Raw genomic sequence first — 17,082 nt, forward strand, 5'->3', positions numbered from 1 at the left:
GCACAGACGGCGTTGTGCAACCTTTGCCATCTGCTATAACGTGTGTTGTTTTTAATCGTTTTGGTGATGGCGCTCACAACTCGGAAGCGGGGAGGTGACCTCTGGAGAGACCACTGCTGGTGCCGCTGGCCGCGTTGATCGCAGGTCTGGCCACCACCCACCTGTCTGAAACCTTTCCCCCCACCTGGTCCCTGCCAGCCTTGCTTGTCGTTACCCTGGCAGCCACCTTCACCCGTTCGCGATCCCCCTTCCTGCTGGCTTTAACCTTGCTCTTCTTCGCGTGGGGCCAGTTATCGTTGCAGCCGTTTCTGCTGCCGCTACCGGGATTGGAGCGGTTCGCCTCGGACCGGCCGGTGGTGATCGAGGGGGTGCTGGACGCGCGGGCGGAACCCGGCGCGACAGGGGGGAGCCGGGTCTATGTGCAGGTCGAGCGGGTCAGCAATGAGGGGAGAGAACAGGGGGCGTCGGGGCGGCTGCTGGTATTCGTGAAAGAGGGACGTGCGGGACTGCGTATCGGGGACAGGATACGATTTTCTTCCCGGATCCGTGTACCGCGCAACCTGGGGCTGCCCGGTGAGTCCGACTGGGTGCGCAGGCTGGCCTATCAACAGGTGCATGTCACCGGATTTGTGCTGACGGCTGATGACCTGGTGCTGCTGCGAGCGGGCGAGGGGCGGCTGCACGACATCGACCTGCTGGCTGAGAGGCTCGGGCGTTTCATCACCAGGGTGGAACCGGGGCCAGAGGGTGGAGTCCTGAAGGCACTGCTCCTTGGCGACCGGGGCGACGTGCCGGAGCAGTTGCAGGAGGCTTTTGCCCGCAGCGGAGTGAACCACATCCTTTCCATTTCCGGCTTCCACGTCGGCATCGTGTTCCTGTCTCTGTGCCAGTTCCTCTACTACCTGGCCCGGCGCTCCGAATGGCTCGCCCTGCACCTCAAACTGAGACCGCTGGTCATGCTGGCCTCCCTGCCCATGGTGGTCTTCTACCTGTTCCTTTCCGGGCAGGCACCCGCCACGCTGCGCAGCGTGCTGATGATCTGCGTGGTCGTGGCCGCGCTGCAAATGAAACGGGAAGTAGACCCCGTGCACACCATCATGCTGGCCGCCTGCGCCATCCTGTCTGTGGCACCGCAACTGGCATTCGACGTCTCTTTTCAGCTCTCCTTCCTGGCTATCTGGGGGCTGTCCGTCCTGACGCCGACTCTGTCCAAAGCGCAGGATAAGGCTGGGAAAGTGATCCGGTGGGTGGTGCTGCTTTTTATCGCTTCAGTGGCAGCCATAGTCGCCACCTCTGTCCATGTTGCCTATTACTTCCAACGGATATCGTTGGTTGGGCTGGTCGCCAATCTCCTGGTGGTGCCGCTCATGGGCTACGGCGCAGTAGTTCTTGGTTTCAGTGCCCTGGTCCTGGGCTGCCTGTGGGAAACGCCTGCCACCGTGCTGCTGCACCTAGCGGCCACCCTGGTGCGCTGGTCGGATCGGGTGGTAGAGCAATTATCCCGCGCCCCAGTTTTTACAGCTTACGTCCCGGATCGCCTGGACCTTCTGCTGGCGTGCCTGGTGCTCTGTGCAGTGACGTTCATCAAGTTGCGAGGATGGCGTCATGCGACCGTGTTCGCGCTGGTGGTAGCACTGGTTGTGCGCGCGGTGCCCGCTGCCCAGGCTAACGACGGCATCATGCGGTTGTACTTTCTGAGCGTGGGGCAGGGGGACGCCGCGCTGGTGCATTTGCCGGACGGAAAGTGGATGCTGGTCGACGGCGGCGGCAATGCCACGGACAGCGACATGAAAGTGGGGGCACGCCTGTTGCTCCCTGCCTTGCGAGCCCTCTCGGTACGGCGCATCGATTACCTGGTCCTGTCACACGGCCATCCGGACCACCTGCAAGGGGGGGTGTACCTGGCGGCCAATTTCGAGGTGGGGGAGTTGGTCGTCCACCACCAGACCCTGGCTGCCCCTGAGTTGCAGCAGTTGAAATGGGTTGCAACCGCACGTGGCGTTCCGGTGCAGCAACTTGGAGGGGAGCTGACGCCACTGCAGGTGGGAGGCGCGCAGCTCGAACCGCTGTGGCCGGTTGCCGGGCAGGCACCGGAGGCGGACACGAACGGGGGCTCCCTGGTATTCCGTCTGGTCCACGGCAAAAGTTCCGTTCTCTTCACCGGTGATATCGGCGTGCGTGAAGAGCGGGAACTTCTTGAACGGGGTATTCTGCAGCGAAGCAACCTGTTGAAGGTGGCGCATCACGGTAGCCGGTATTCTTCCAGCGAACCCTTTGTGGCAGCGGTGCGGCCGGCTGTCGCGATCATCTCCGCAGGATACCGTAACGCCTTTCGCCTCCCAGCGGCGGAGACCCTGGACAGACTGCAACGTCACGGCGTCAGAATCTACCGCACCGACCTGGAAGGAACCATCGAGGTGGTCTGCAAAGCGGATGGTGTTCTCATATTATCGGCTCCTTATGGGCATTTTAATTGACACTCAAGAGTTCTATCTGCTAGTTTATGCTGGCATTGCCCCCTGTATCACCCGACCATCCAGGAGATTCTTTGCATGGAAAAGATTCTTTTAGTCGAAGACGATAGCTTTTTCCGAGAGGTCTATACCGACCTGCTCAAGGAAGATGGCTATAGCGTCGAAGTGGCCGCTTCCGGAGAGGAGGCGCTGGAAATGATCAGTAGGGGAGGGTACCACCTGGTCGTCACCGACCTGGTGATGCGCGATGTGTCAGGCCTCGACATTCTGTCAGAGGTCAAGAGGCTGGATCCTGCCACCGCGGTGATCATGGTCACCGGCCACGCCAACGTGGAGACCGCCATTTACGCCCTCAAAAACGGCGCCACGGATTATCTCATCAAGCCAATCAACCAGGACGAGTTCCGCCACATAGTCGCCCATTGTATGGAACAGCGCAGGCTTCTCGACGAGAACCTGGAGCTGAAGGGGCTGGTCAACCTGTTCCAAGTGAGCCAGAACATCGCCAACTGCCTGGAACTCGAACGCATATATTCGATGCTCACCGACGCCGTGGTCAAGGAAGTAGGTGTCACCCGCGCGCTTGGTTACTTCAGTGACAACGGCCAGCTCATGCTGCGCGAACTGAAGGGGATCGAGGAGTTGAACGCGCACCTGCTGGGACAGGCCGTGATCAGCGAATGTGACCTGCGCGATGACGGCAGCTCCCACCTGGTATTCCTGCGGAACTTCCTCCCGGACGATGCCGATTACGGCAACGGAGTCACCGAGGCACTGTGCGTGTACCTGCGGCAGAAGGCGGAGCTGCAGGGGGTGATCATCCTGTTCAACGATCCGGGCACCCTCTTGCCCAGAGACATCAACCGCAAACATATCTCTTTCCTGCTCGACCAGGGGTCGCTGGCCCTGGACAACGCCGCACGTTACAACATCGCCAAGGACCTCCTCTACATAGACGAGTTGACCGGCCTGTACAACTACCGCTATTTGGACGTGGTGCTGGAGCGGGAACTAAAGCGCTGCGAGCGCTACGGCTCCAACTTAGGCATCCTCTTCCTTGACATCGACCTGTTCAAGTCGGTGAACGACAACTTCGGGCACCTGATCGGCAGTCGCGTCCTGCGCGAGGTCGGCTCGCTGGTCAGAAAAAGCGTGCGCGACGTCGACGCGGTGATCCGTTACGGCGGCGACGAGTATACCATCGTGTTGGTCGAAACCGGGATGGACGGGGCGGCTATCGTTGCCGAGCGCATCAGGAAGACCATCGAGGGGCACACCTTCGCCAAGGCCGACGGCCTTGCCATCAGGCTCACTGTGAGCCTTGGTTTCGCCTGCGCGCCCGACGATGCCACCACCAAGGCCGAGTTGCTGGAGATGGCGGACCAGGCCATGTACCGCGGCAAGAGCGCCGGTAAGAACCGTGCCTTCCACGCCGAAAGGCTGGTCACCCCTCCCTGACCGGGCAAGGGCTGACACTACGTTGCAACAGACCGGACAGTAGTCACGCCGGTTTTTTTGTTTTTAAAGCCTCAACGCAAAGGCGCGGGGGCGCAGAGGCGCAAAGGTAAACCGAAGGCTTTCAGGTTTGCTTTTCCCCCAGCTTCAGTTTTTCTTTGCGGCTTAGCGCCTTCGCGGCTTTGCGTTAAGTTGTTCGGTTTTTATTTCGTGAATGAGGAGAGGGGTTAACCGTGGCAATCACCGGCATCAAAGGTTTCAACGACATCCTCCCGGGCGAGGTCGAGAAGTGGCAGCACATCGAGGCCACGGCACGCCGGGTTTTTGAGCTTTACGGGCTTTCCGAGATCAGGATCCCGATCCTGGAGAAGACCGAGCTGTTCTGCCGCTCCATTGGCGATGCCACCGACATCGTGGAGAAGGAGATGTACTCCTTCGAAGACAAGGGGGGTAACAAGGTCACCATGCGCCCGGAGGGGACCGCGTCGGTGATGCGCGCCTACGTCGAGCACAAGATGCACGCCCTGGACCCGGTGGCGCGCCTGTACTACATGGGGCCGATGTTCCGCTACGAGCGCCCGCAGAAGGGGCGCTACCGCCAGTTCCACCAGATCGGTGCCGAGATCACCGGCGTTGCCGCTCCCACGGTCGATGCCCAGGTGCTCACCATGCTGACCCATTTCTTCCAGGAACTGGGGCTCACCGAGCCGTCGCTGCAGATCAACTCGCTGGGCTGCCCCTGCTGCCGTCCCGCCTACCGCGAGGCGCTCAAGAAGTTCCTGCTCGATCGCATCGACCAACTGTGCGATGACTGCAAGCGTCGCTACGATACCAACCCGCTGCGTGCATTGGACTGCAAGTCCGCCGGCTGCCAGGAGGCCACCCAGGGCGCCCCTTCGATGCTGGACCACCTCTGCGCCGAGTGCAGCGATCACTTCGACAAGACCCGCAAGCACCTGGAACTGGTCGGCACCCCGTACAGCATCAACCAGCGCATGGTGCGCGGCCTCGACTACTACACCAGAACCACCTTCGAGATGGTCACCACCATGCTGGGCGCCCAGAGCGCCGTCGCCGCCGGTGGCCGTTACGACGGCCTGATCTCCTCGATCGGCGGGCCGCAGATCCCCGGTATCGGTTTTGCCATGGGTGTCGAGCGCGTGGCGCTGCTGTTGGCTGAGAAAGATTTCTCCCGCAGGCCGGATCTCTTCATCGCCGCCCTAGGTGATGAGGCTCATGCCGAGGCCTTCCGTCTGATGAGCGCCCTGCAGCGCCTGGGTCTCGCCGTGGAGATCGACTACGAAGGGAAGAGCCTGAAGAGCCAGATGAGGCGTGCCGACAAGTTCAACTCCCGGTTCACGCTCATCATTGGCGGCGACGAGATGGCCCGCGGCACCGCCCCCTTGAAGAATATGGACGGCGGCACCCAGGACGAGGTTGACCTGAAGGCAGAGGCCATTCGTTCAGCAATCAACGCGTAAATTTAGTTCTGAAACCTGAGCGGTTCGTACAGAGGATTGAGTAACAGTCCCCTCCCCCGGAGGGGGAGGGTTAGGGAGGGGGAGCGATAGCTACAACCTTTCCCCCCTCCCGACCTCCCCCCTCCGGGGGGAGGAGTGTCACCGCTCACATCAAAAAAGGGACAGGCTACTTTTTTACCGTAAAGTAGCCTGTCCCCTTTTTATCTGCAGACCGCTTACGGCAGTTCGAACACCAGCGCCTCGGCCGCTTCTTTCGCCGTCAGGCGCAGCAGGTCTTCGTTGCTGACTGCCGCCCCGTCCCCTGTCTCCAGAAGATGGCCGTTCACGAGCAGCTTGCCCCGCGCCACCTGCACCCAGGCATGCTGTCCCGCCGGGACGTGATGCACGATCTCCTCGCCCGGGTCCAGGAGCGTTGCGTATAATTTCACGTCCTGGTGGATGGTAACCGAGTCGTCACGCCCGTCCGGGGAAGCGATCAGGCGCAGGCGGCCACGCTTTTCCTGGTCCGGGAAAAATTTCTGCTCGTAGCTCGGGGTGATCCCGGTCCGCTCTGGCAGAATCCAGATCTGGAAAAAGTGCAGCGGGTCAACCTTGCTGTCGTTGAACTCGCTGTGGGTAATGCCGGTGCCGGCACTCATACGCTGCACGTCCCCGGGACGAATGACGGAGCCGGTTCTCATGCTGTCGCGGTGCGCGAGCGCGCCTTCCAGCACGTAGGAGATGATCTCCATGTTGCGGTGCGGGTGAGTGGGGAAGCCCACCCCCGGCTGCACGCGGTCCTCGTTGATGACCCGCAGGTCCCTGAAACCCATGTGGCGCGGATCGTAATAGTCGGCGAAGGAAAAGGTGTGGTAGGTGTTGAGCCAGCCGTGATCGGCATGGCCCCTGTCGTTTGCTCTTCTGACGGTGATCATGGCGTCCTCCTGCCTAAGTTTCACGAATCGTTACGAAAGCCAAACCGTTTGACCTTGTATGATTTGATATTAAAGTATATGGCTTCGGTTTGTCAACGGTGTGTCATACTTTGGCCTTTACATCGGCAGCCCCCTAGTGCTAAAACTTCCCTTATTTTTATTCTCATCAGCAACTGGAGCCCGCTGAGCCACGGCTCCTTTTGTCTTTTCTATTCAATCAGTTTCGGTTTCTCGTTAGGGCCTCGGATTTATGGATTCACCTGCCAATTTCGTACATCTTCATCTGCACTCCCAGTACTCCCTGCTGGACGGCGCCATCCGCATCGGCGACCTGGTCAAGAAGGCGAAGGAGTACCACATGCCGGCGGTGGCGGTCACCGACCACGGCAACATGTTCGGCTCCCTCGAGTTCTATCTGAAGGCCCAGGACAAGGGGGTCAAACCGATCCTTGGCTGTGAGGTCTACATCGCTCCCGGCTCCCGTCTCGACAAGAAGGCCCCCACCGCCGCAGACCCGGTCACCAGCTACCACCTCATCCTGCTGGCCGAGAACATGACCGGTTTCAAGAACCTCTGCTACCTCAGCTCAGCCGGCTACAAGGAGGGGTTCTACCGCCGCCCCCGCATCGACAAGGAACTGCTGGAGAAGCACCGGGAAGGTCTTATCTGCCTCTCCGCCTGCCTGCAGGGAGAGATCGCCTATCTCGCCGGCAGGAACAAGATGGAGGAGGCCAAGGCTGCCGCCATCTGGTACGCCGACATGTTCCCCGGGAGCTACTACCTGGAGATCCAGGAGAACGGGCTCCCCGAGCAGACCATCGCCAACAGGCGGGTGATGGAGATCGCGCGCGAGCTGAACCTGCCGCTGGTCGCCACCAACGACTGTCACTACCTCAACAAGGAAGACGCCAAGGCGCACGAGATCCTGCTCTGCATCCAGACCGGCAAGACCATGAGCGACCCGAACCGGATGCGCTTCACCACCGAGGCCTTCTACGTGAAGAGCCCGGAGGAGATGGCGCGGGACTTCCACTACTGCCCGGAGGCGCTGGAAAATACGGTCAAGATCGCCGAACGCTGCCACTACGAGTTCGATTTCAAGACCTATCACTTCCCGGCTTACGAGGCGCCGCCGGGCGAAACCCTGGATGATCAGCTGGAGCGCGAGTCCATCGAGGGGCTCAAGCTGCGTCTCGAGAAGATCAAGATCAAGTACCCGGACCTGACCCCGGAACAGGAGCAGGCTTACCACGACCGCCTGCGCATCGAGCTGGACTGCATCAGGCACATGGGGTTCCCGGGCTATTTCCTCATCGTTGCGGACTTCATCAACTGGGCCAAGGACCACGGCATCCCCGTCGGGCCGGGCAGGGGCTCGGCGGCCGGCTCGCTGGTCGCCTTCTGCATCAGGATCACCGACATCGATCCGATGCCGTACAACCTGCTATTCGAGCGATTCCTGAACCCGGAACGTATCTCCATGCCGGATATCGACGTCGACTTCTGCCAGGACCGCCGCGAAGAGGTGATCCAGTACATGGTCGAGCGCTACGGCAGGGAGAAGGTCTGCCAGATCGCGGCGTTCGGTACCATGGCCGCCCGCGGCGTCATCCGCGACGTCGGGCGCGCGCTGGACCTCACCTTTGCCGACGTGGACAAGATCGCCAAGCTGGTCCCCGAGGTCTTGGGTATTACGCTCGACAAGGCCATCGAGCAGGAGCCTAAACTCAAGGAGCTGATGGCGGCCGACCCGAAGGTGAACGAGGTCATGACCGTCGCGCTGCGCCTGGAGGGGCTTGCCCGCCACATCTCGACCCACGCCGCGGGCCTCGTGGTCGCGCCCAGGCAGATGGAAGATTTCTGCCCGGTCTACAAGGACCAGAAGACCGGCTCGCTGACCACCCAATACTCCATGAAGTACGTGGAGAAGGTCGGCCTGGTGAAGTTCGACTTCCTCGGCCTCAAGAACCTCACCGTCATCGACAACGCCTGCAAGCACATCCGTAACGGCAAGGATCCCAACTTCGACATCACGCTCCTGACCGATGACGATCCGGAAACCTACAAGCTGCTGCAGGCCGGCAACACCACCGGCGTCTTCCAGCTCGAGTCGAGCGGCATGAAGGAGCTTCTGGTCAAGCTGAAGCCGTCCTGCTTCGAGGACATCATCGCGGTTTGCGCCCTCTACCGTCCGGGTCCGCTCGGCTCCGGCATGGTCGATGACTTCATCGAAAGAAAGCACGGTCGCAAACAGACGGTTTACGACCTGCCGCAGCTGGAGCCCGTCCTCAAGGACACCTACGGCGTCATTGTCTACCAGGAACAGGTTATGCAGATTTCCCGTTCCCTGGCAGGCTATTCGCTCGGTGGCGCGGACCTCTTGCGCCGCGCCATGGGTAAGAAGGACGCCGAACAGATGGCGAAAGAACGCCTGAAGTTCATGGAAGGGTCCGAGAAGCTGGGACTCGACTCCAAGAAGTGCGCCGCCATCTTCGACCTCATGGCTAAGTTCGCCGAGTACGGCTTCAACAAGTCGCACTCCGCGGCCTACGCCCTCGTCGCTTACCAGACCGCCTACCTGAAGGCACACTACCCGGTCGAGTTCATGGCCGCCCTCCTCACCGAGGACATGAGCAACACCGACAAGGTGATCAAGAGCATCGGCGATTGCCGCGAGATGGGCATCGAGGTGCTGCCGCCGGACATCAACGAGTCGCTGCGCTCCTTCCGCGTGCTCGACACCGCCATGCGCTTTGGCCTCGGCGCCGTGAAGAACGTGGGGGAGGGGGCCATCGAGGCCATCCTGGAGGCCCGTGGCGATGAGCCCTTCAAGGACATCTTCGACTTCTGCGAAAGGGTCGACCTGCGCCGCTGCAACAAGAGGGTGATCGAGGCGCTCATCAAAAGCGGCGCCTTCGACTGCACCAAGGCGAAACGCTCTCAACTCATGGCCGTTCTGGAGGATGCCGCCGCCCAGGGACAGCGCGTGCAGCAGGAGCGCGAGAGCGCGCAGGTATCGCTGTTCGGCATGGCCGAGATCCAGCGCGGTTCCAACGGCTCCGGCAACCGCCTCCCCGACATCCCGGAGTGGGACGAGAAATACCGGCTGGGCTGCGAGAAGGAGGCGATCGGCTTCTTCATCACCGGCCACCCCCTGGACCGCTACGTGGCCGACATGCGCCGCTTCTCCAACGTCGACTGCTCCTCGATCAACGAGGCCAAGGACAAGAGCGAGGTGAAGATCTGCGGCGTTCCCGCGAGCCTCAAGGAGATCATGACCAAGAAGGGTGACCGGATGGGCTTCGTCACCCTGGAGGACCTGGTCGGCTCGCTGGAGGTGGTGGTCTTCTCCGACGTCTACGCGCGCTGCTCCGAGTTTCTCAAGGGCGACGACCCGGTGCACATCACCGGCACGGTCGAGCACGGCGAGAAGGGGGCCAAGATCATGGCCAGCGACATCGTGCTCCTGCGCGACCTGGTGGAGCGCGAGACGCGCAGGGTGAACTTCACCATCGACGCCAAGGAAGCAGATCCCGGCAAGCTCAAGACCCTCAAAGACATCATCTCGCGCTACCAGGGAATCTGTCGCAGCTTCCTGCACCTTGACATAGAGAACAGTTCACGAGTCACCATTCGGCTCTCCGATGTATACAAAGTGGCGGCCAGTGAAGAATTAACAGTGGAAGTGAGTAACCTCTTCGGCTATAATGCCGTGTCCTTCGAGTAGCCTCAGGACGGTTGTGTTTATTTTTATGTGAAAGCAAGGAGATAGAGATATATGGCATTGCAGCAAAGCTATCTGGATTTTGAGAAGCCGCTGGCGGAACTGGACAAGAAGATCCAGGAACTGCTCGCATTTTCCACCGAGGGGGTCGATCTCTCCAGCGAGGTCGCCAAACTTGAGGAGAAAGCCGAGAAGATGCGCGAAGAGATGTTCGCCAACCTTTCCCGCTGGCAGACGGCCCAGGTGGCCCGCCATATCAACCGTCCCTTCACCCTCGACTACCTGAGCCTCATCTTCACCGAGTTCGTGGAACTGCACGGCGACCGCAACTTCGGCGATGACCACGCCATCGTGGGCGGCCTGGCCAGGCTCGACGGCGAGCCGGTCATGGTCATCGGTCACCAGAAGGGGCGCGACACCAAGGAGAAGGTGTTCCGCAACTTCGGCATGCCCAACCCGGAAGGGTACCGGAAGGCGCTGCGTCTGATGGAGATGGCCGAGCGCTTCAAGCTTCCCATCATCACCTTCGTCGACACCCCGGGTGCGTTCCCCGGTATCGGCGCCGAGGAGCGCGGCCAGGCCGAAGCGATTGCCCGTAACCTGAGGGAGATGTCCCGCCTCACCGTACCCATCATCGTTGTCATCACCGGCGAGGGGGGGTCCGGCGGTGCGCTTGCCATCGCCGTGGGCGACCGGATCCTCATGCTGCAGCACTCCGTGTACGCCGTCATCTCCCCGGAAGGGTGCGCCGCGATCCTCTGGTCCGACGGCACCAAAGGGGCCCAGGCTGCCGAGGCGCTCAAACTCACAGCCAAGGACATCAAGGAACTCGACGTCATCGACGAGATCGTTCCCGAGCCGGCCGGTGGCGCGCACCGCGACCACGAGGCCATGGCGAAGAACCTGCACGAGGCGCTCTCCAGGAACCTGAAGGAGTTGAAAGCGATTGCTGCAGACGAACTGATCGAGCAGCGCTACCAGAAGTTCAGGAAGATGAGCCGCTTCGCCGAATAGAAGCAACTAAAAGTCAGAAGCATTAAGTGAAGGGGGCATGGCTGTAAGTCATGTCCCCTTCTTTTTGTCTGCGCCCGCCACTAGCCAGCCTCTTCCCATTTCTTCACCCGGTTGTCAGACCAATTCTGTTTTTTTTCAATTGGTCACTTTTAACCACGCGCTTACTTTTTTGTATGGATCTTGCAGTATTTGTGATCTCAGTTACTAAGATACTGATATCAGAAGGGGTCGTATACGTCGGAGTATTAGAGTGTGGTCATATCGCGCTTCCCTGCCGCGATATGGCGCTGCCCGGGTCAGTTCACTCAGCGGCCAACATGTTAATCTCTGAACATCTTGCGTTGGTTCTTCCTGCCACTGTGCAAGCACCTGATTGTCCGCATCATTAGTTAGTGGGTCTTTCCGCGCACCCAGTTCGACGGGGATTCCTCTGTGCCGATAGGCGGCGAGGGACCATAGGCGCGTGCTAATGCTGTTATGTATTATTGTTGACTACTAATTAGAAAAGGAGGTGGAGCCCCTACTGATTCTGTTGCTCGATGTCTGACTGTAATTCTTGTTGTAAATACATTAAAGAGGAGGAGTATTTATGAAGAAGTTTATGTTGTTGGTCGTGGCCTTGATGTTGGCAGCTTGTGGTGGTGGTGGCGGTAGCTCGGTAACCGACGTTAACAGCGGGACTCCGACCGGCGTTGTGTCAGTTAAATTTGTTGATGGCGCGGCTGCGAAAACCACCGCACTGCAGACCTATGAGAACGTGCGTGTGGTCATCACCAACCCGAACCTCAGGTTGAACGGCCAGCCTTTCAGGGTCGTTGCCGACCATCCTTCCGGCGGCGCTCCCTTCAGCTTTGCCCTTCCGCTGGCTAATGGCTACGTTTTCGAAGCTCTTACCTACAACACCAACGCCGACGGCTTCAAAGTTCCTGCCGACTACGCTATTTCTACGGGCGTTTCCATCACCCGTCCGGATAACAACTCGGTGTCCCTGGCCCTGAATCCGACTGCCGCAGTGATGAGCGCTCCTGGCGTTGTGACTCAAGGTGCCAAATTCTCTGTAATGGCGAACCTGTCCACGATGGGCGGGCGCTCCGTTACTCCGCTGCAAAACTTCTGGTACCTGCCGACCCCGCAAAGGGCTCCGTATGTAACCTTTGCCAATAGCACCAGTGCCTTCAAGTACGGTTCTGCTCACGGTGTGACCGCTCCGATCATCATCGGCGAGACGACCGCGGTGAAACTCTACTACCAAGGTGTATTCACGGTAAAACCGAACCTGCTCATGGGCACTGAAACTGCTAAGAGCTGGGCGTTCTACGCTCCCAGCGTTACCTTCGGCAACCTTTCGACTTCTGTCATGGCCCCGAGCAACGTCAACATTCCTCTCCCGCAGTAAGCTACGCCGTCATGCTCAAAGCATGAGGTGCGGCAAGTAGAGAGACGAGATGAAATGAAGTGGGGGCATGGCCTTGATGGCCATGCCCCCTTTTTTTGTCGAACTAAAGCTGGCTACTGATTGCTGCCGATCTCTCGTCGGCCGTGGGCAGCTCCCCCTTTACCCCAGCAGCAGGGACGCTGCGTGCAGCAGGATGCCGATCATGCCGCCGACCAGGGTGCCGTTCATGCGGATGAACTGCAGGTCGGACCCGATACTCAATTCGATCTCGTTGATGAATTCCTCGTTCTCCCACTCTTTCACTGTGCCGGAGATATGCTTGGCCAGCCCGCTCCTCAGGTCGCCGGCGTACCTTCTCACCACGTCTTCCAGATGCTCGTTGATGGAATCGCTCAATTCGCCGCTACGGGAGAGGGTGTTGCCCAGCGCAACGGCCGCGTCGGCAATCTTTCTCTGGATGTTGGAGTAGTCCTGACCCAGGTCCTGCACCACCCAGTACTTCAGGTCGCTGACCAATCCCTTGGCGTAGTCGGCAAGCTGCTGGTTGTTGACCAGTTCCTGCTTCAGTTGCGCCACTTTGGCCCGCATCCCGTCGTCCTCTTTAAGTTTGAGGATGAAGTCACCTACCACCCGGTCGAATTCGTGCCGCAGTTCGTGGCTCTGATCGGCGTTGACCGCGTCCAGGAACGCGCTCACTTTCCCGACGATTTTTTCGCCGGCGTTACGGGAGAACTGGGGACGGTTCGGGATGAATTTGCTCAGTAGCGGAAATTCCGTGTCCACCCAGTTGTCGAGGGCCTGCGCCACCTTCTCCTGCGATTGCGGGGTCGCCAGCCAGCCACCCAGGCGCTTCAGCAGTTCGTCCAGCACCGCCTGGTGCCGGTTCTCTTTCCTCAGGCTTTCCAGCAGGTTTCCTGCCGAGGTTGCCGCGTCGAACCTGTCGATGCGATCAGCAAGTGCCGCGCTCACTACCTTGCTGACCCGCTCGTCCTCGAGGAATTCGATGGACTCGGAGATGACGCGGGTGATCCCCCTCGCCAGCCCTTCGGCGTTGTCGCGGGAGAGCAGGTAGTTGCACAGGTGCCGGGCGGGATCGAACTGGCGCATCCGCTCCACCAGGACCTCGGTGGCGAGAAACTTCTCCTGGATGAAGCGCCCCATGTTGTCGGCGATGCTCTCCTTCTTTTCCGCGACGATGGCCGTGTGCGGGATGGGGAGTCCCAGCGGGTGCCGGAACAGGGCGACCACGGCAAACCAGTCGGCGAGCGCGCCCACCATGGCGGCCTCCGCGAAGGCGGCGATCCAGCCCCAGGCCCCGGTGCCATGGTTAAGGCGGGCCACGATGAAAAGCAGGGCTGCGCCGACCAGCAGTGTGCCGGCAATGGTCTTGTTCTTGGTAAGTGCTGCTTGTCTGGTATCCATCTAGCTTCTACTCCTTGTTTCCTGGCGTGTCTGTTGCCATAGACGGCGGCCCACCTTTTTATCAGGTTGCCTGAAACAAGGCAATATCCAGATGGCGTCGCTCAATAAACCTGATTAGGCCATGATCTTCCGCCACATGCTTTTATATCCCCTCTCCCTCCGGGAGAGGGCTAGGGTGAGGGGGGTGCCGAGAACAGATTATCTGAGCCGGCAGAGCCCTCACCCGCCCGTTGGGCACCCTCTCCCTCCGGGAGAGGGACTAGCGGAAGATTGTCGCCAATCATAACGTGATGCCGCCGGCAGGTCCGGTGACTGTGACATGGTCTGCTACCTCAGGAGGGTGCATGGTCATGTCGAAAGCGACCAGTTCATTGCCGCTCATCATGTACAGCCGTGCCCCGTCAGGGCTGAAGGTCATTGGGCCGGGCGCATAGCTGCTGGTAAAAAAGAGGCCGGTGCCGAGCGGGATGGCCGAGACGTCGTAAATGCCGTAGTTACCCTCTCCCCCCGAGGGCTCGGCGTACCCCATGACAAGGAGGCTGCCGTCGGGGCTGAGGGCCGAGCCGTTGACCTCGCCGCTCCCCACCGTCGAAAGCAGCACCGGCGGGGTGGCGGCCGCGTCGAAGACGTTGATGCCTCCCTGCCGGAAGCTCGCGATGGCAAAGGTTCCTGCCTGATTGACACAGACGAATTCGGGGCTTTCATTCTGCCCCTCCACCGCGGCAAGCAGGACCGGTGCACTGGCGGTGATGTCGTACACGGAGAGGCTGTCGTTGATGGTATCCTCCTTGGGGCCGCCGGTCACGAACAGGCGCTTGCTGTCGGGTGATATCGCCAGTCCCCTGAACAACAGGCCGCGCACCGGGGTGGAGCTTTGCAGCACCGGCGTGGTGGCGGTGAGATCGATGATCTTGATGCTGCCCGCGTCCATCGGGCCGCAACTGACGAAGACCCTCGTCTGTTCGGGATCAACCGCTATTGCGTAGGGCTCGGCTCCCAGCGCGACGGTGGCGATCACTTCCATGGGAGCAGTCGTTGTATCTATTATGCTGATGCTGTCCGACCCCCTGTTGATGACAAAGAGCCGTGTCTTGCTCCTGTTGGTCACCAGTTGTTCCGGCTGAATGCCCACCTTGATGGTCTCCACCTCTTTGGGCTTGTCTTTGCCTATGTCTATGACCGAGACGCTATCGCCGGTTTTCTGTGAAAAGTAGAGGTACTGTTGTCCGTTCCTTCTGTGGGGATTGGTCATGTGAGAACTCCTTTAGTGGGGGTAGGGCACCGCGCTGCGGCGGCACTGGTTTGGAACCAACCAAGGGTATCAGAGTGTGATTGGAAATCTATAATACTGGCGATGGGTAGGCCCAAGAAGCGCTGCGCGAGGCCTGACGTTCCCCCCTTGTGAAAGGGGGGACAGGGGGGATTTACTTTTTGCCCGGTGCTGCCGGCTCAACCTGCCGGAGTTGGGTTAAAGCTTGCGGTTGCTACAGCAGCATGTTATGAGTAGCATCGTTCAGAGAACCGGGGAGATCCGGGTAAGGAGAATAGATGCAGGAACGTTTGCAGAAGATACTTTCACAGGCGGGAATCGCCTCACGCCGCGAGTCGGAAACCATCATCGCTGCCGGGCGGGTGTCCGTGAACGGCGTCGTGGTTACCGAGCTGGGCACCAAGGCCGATACCGACACCGATACCATCACCGTGGACGGCAAGCCGATCACGGTTGGCGAGAAGCGGGTCTACCTGCTCCTTTACAAGCCGGTCGGCTACATGACCACCATGAAGGACCCGGAGGGGCGTCCCATCGTTTCCGACCTGTTGAAGGGTGTGCAGGAGCGGGTCTACCCGGTCGGCCGCCTGGACTACAACACCGAAGGGTTGCTGCTTTTGACCAACGACGGGGCTTTCGCCAACATGCTGATGCACCCGAGTCACGAAGTGGACAAGGGCTACCTGGTGCGGGTGAGCGGACACGTCTCGCCGGCTCAGATTCAGAAGCTGGCCGAAGGGGTGAAGCTGGAGGACGGCATGACCGCCCCGGCCAAGGTCCTTCCGGTAAGCGAAAGCGACAACAACTCCTGGATCTCCATCACCATCCACGAGGGACGCTACCGCCAGGTGCGCCGTATGTGCGAGGCGGTGGGGCTGAACGTCGTGCGTCTGAAGAGATCGCGCTACGACTTCCTGGAGATCGGCGAGATGAAGCCGGGTGAATTCAGGCACCTCACCTCCGAGGAGGTGGCGAAACTGAAGCGGAAGACGGTTCCCAGCGGTACCGGCCGCGGGCCGAGAAAGACCGGAGTAGTGGCAAGGAGAAAGATCGCACCGCGCAGGTAATCCTGCACCGGGTGCCGCCAGCGCAAACAAGAAAAGCCGCCCGAGGGCGGCTTTTTTTATAGGTATATTAAACCTGCACGCAGTGATGGGACTCAGGCCGAGGCGGAGGAGTTCTCGTCGCAATCGTCCTGCGCGGGCTCCGGAAAGCCGGAGCCGTCCCACTGGAAGCAGATAGGTATCATCACATTTGGGGTTACGCGCTCATCTGCTGCTTCTGTTTCGGCACGCGCGGCGCCTTCGCGGGCTTTTTTTCAGCACCGCCTTTGGCCGCCAACTTCGCCGCCCGTACGGCGCGCGCCTTCGCCAGGTTGTCCGCCAGTCCCTTCTCCTGCGCCATCCTTCTGCGCGCCTCGGAGAAGTTCTTCGCGGTCAGGGCCTGGTTGCTGGGAATACCGAACTGCTTGCGGTACTCGCCGGGCTTGATGCCATGAACCTGGGCCAGGTGGCGTGCGAGGGTCTTCATGCCGCTCTTGCCGCACAGCATGCAGCTTATCTGGTCGGGCTGGAAGGCCTTCTTCAGGGTAACGGCCGGGCCTTTGCCTTCGCCCCTTTCCACCCCCTCGCCGGTCTCCACTTCGAGCTTCTGCAGGGCGCCATGCACCTTCTGCAGTTCAAGAAGCAAATCTTCGCCTGACATCTCTGTAACCGAGGCATGTGAAGAGACAATGGTCGCCGTCAATTCGAGCAGTGATGATGCCATCGTTTCGCTCCTCCTTTTAGAGTTTTAGAGTGCGTAAATGAGACGCTTATTATTAAACTATACACAGGTTTAAAAGCAAGTGATAAATGACATGTGTAAACAAAAAAGTTGACTGGCTTCACAAATTTCTGCTAGTTTCCAGCGCTGATTGCATGGCCTGAGCAG

At 60.0% G+C, this 17,082-nt stretch carries 11 protein-coding genes; 7 read left to right on the top strand and 4 right to left on the bottom strand.

Going from position 1 to position 17,082, the window contains the following annotated elements:
• Positions 1-119 precede the first annotated feature (119 nt).
• From JFN91_RS10555 to hisS, 3 genes are all read left to right on the top strand, one after another.
• Positions 120-2,477 carry a DNA internalization-related competence protein ComEC/Rec2 gene (locus tag JFN91_RS10555; RefSeq protein ID WP_199389167.1) on the top strand — a complete coding sequence of 786 codons (2,358 nt, stop codon included), beginning with the start codon at positions 120-122 and terminating at the stop codon, positions 2,475-2,477.
• A 75-nt stretch (positions 2,478-2,552) separates the two neighbouring features.
• On the top strand, positions 2,553-3,932 hold the full coding sequence (locus JFN91_RS10560; RefSeq protein WP_199389168.1) for a GGDEF domain-containing response regulator: 1,380 nt from the start codon (positions 2,553-2,555) through the stop codon (positions 3,930-3,932).
• Positions 3,933-4,162: 230 nt separating this feature from the next.
• Positions 4,163-5,410, top strand: a complete 1,248-nt coding sequence (gene hisS / locus JFN91_RS10565) for a histidine--tRNA ligase (protein WP_199389169.1) — start codon at positions 4,163-4,165, stop codon at positions 5,408-5,410.
• A gap of 215 nt (positions 5,411-5,625) precedes the next feature.
• Here the strand turns inward: hisS and JFN91_RS10570 are convergent, their stop codons facing one another.
• Positions 5,626-6,324: a pirin family protein gene (locus tag JFN91_RS10570; protein ID WP_199389170.1), complete on the bottom strand. Its 699-nt coding sequence runs from the start codon at positions 6,322-6,324 to the stop codon at positions 5,626-5,628.
• Positions 6,325-6,574: 250 nt separating this feature from the next.
• Between JFN91_RS10570 and dnaE the strand changes: the two genes are divergently transcribed.
• The 3 genes from dnaE (at position 6,575) to JFN91_RS10585 (ending at position 12,458) form a co-directional block, all read left to right on the top strand.
• Entirely contained in the window at positions 6,575-10,051 is a 3,477-nt protein-coding gene (dnaE, locus tag JFN91_RS10575) for a DNA polymerase III subunit alpha (protein ID WP_199389171.1), read from the top strand.
• Positions 10,052-10,102: 51 nt separating this feature from the next.
• Positions 10,103-11,062, top strand: a complete 960-nt coding sequence (locus tag JFN91_RS10580; RefSeq protein WP_199389172.1) for an acetyl-CoA carboxylase carboxyltransferase subunit alpha — start codon at positions 10,103-10,105, stop codon at positions 11,060-11,062.
• A gap of 589 nt (positions 11,063-11,651) precedes the next feature.
• The gene (locus JFN91_RS10585) at positions 11,652-12,458 is read left to right on the top strand and encodes a hypothetical protein (RefSeq protein ID WP_199389173.1); all 807 of its coding nucleotides are present in this window, start codon (positions 11,652-11,654) and stop codon (positions 12,456-12,458) included.
• Between the two features lie 159 nt (positions 12,459-12,617).
• Here JFN91_RS10585 and JFN91_RS10590 read toward each other — a convergent pair whose 3' ends face one another.
• Both JFN91_RS10590 and JFN91_RS10595 read right to left on the bottom strand, forming a co-directional pair.
• Positions 12,618-13,880: a DUF445 domain-containing protein gene (locus tag JFN91_RS10590; protein WP_199389174.1), complete on the bottom strand. Its 1,263-nt coding sequence runs from the start codon at positions 13,878-13,880 to the stop codon at positions 12,618-12,620.
• Between the two features lie 280 nt (positions 13,881-14,160).
• On the bottom strand, positions 14,161-15,132 hold the full coding sequence (locus JFN91_RS10595; protein ID WP_199389175.1) for a YncE family protein: 972 nt from the start codon (positions 15,130-15,132) through the stop codon (positions 14,161-14,163).
• A gap of 296 nt (positions 15,133-15,428) precedes the next feature.
• Between JFN91_RS10595 and JFN91_RS10600 the strand changes: the two genes are divergently transcribed.
• The gene (locus JFN91_RS10600; RefSeq protein ID WP_199389176.1) at positions 15,429-16,217 is read left to right on the top strand and encodes a pseudouridine synthase; all 789 of its coding nucleotides are present in this window, start codon (positions 15,429-15,431) and stop codon (positions 16,215-16,217) included.
• Positions 16,218-16,410: 193 nt separating this feature from the next.
• Here the strand turns inward: JFN91_RS10600 and JFN91_RS10605 are convergent, their stop codons facing one another.
• Positions 16,411-16,917, bottom strand: coding sequence for a MucR family transcriptional regulator (locus JFN91_RS10605; protein ID WP_199389177.1), 507 nt, complete (start codon positions 16,915-16,917; stop codon positions 16,411-16,413).
• Positions 16,918-17,082: the final 165 nt, after the last annotated feature.

The organism is Geomonas anaerohicana (genome assembly GCF_016458305.1).
Taxonomy (GTDB): domain Bacteria; phylum Desulfobacterota; class Desulfuromonadia; order Geobacterales; family Geobacteraceae; genus Geomonas; species Geomonas anaerohicana.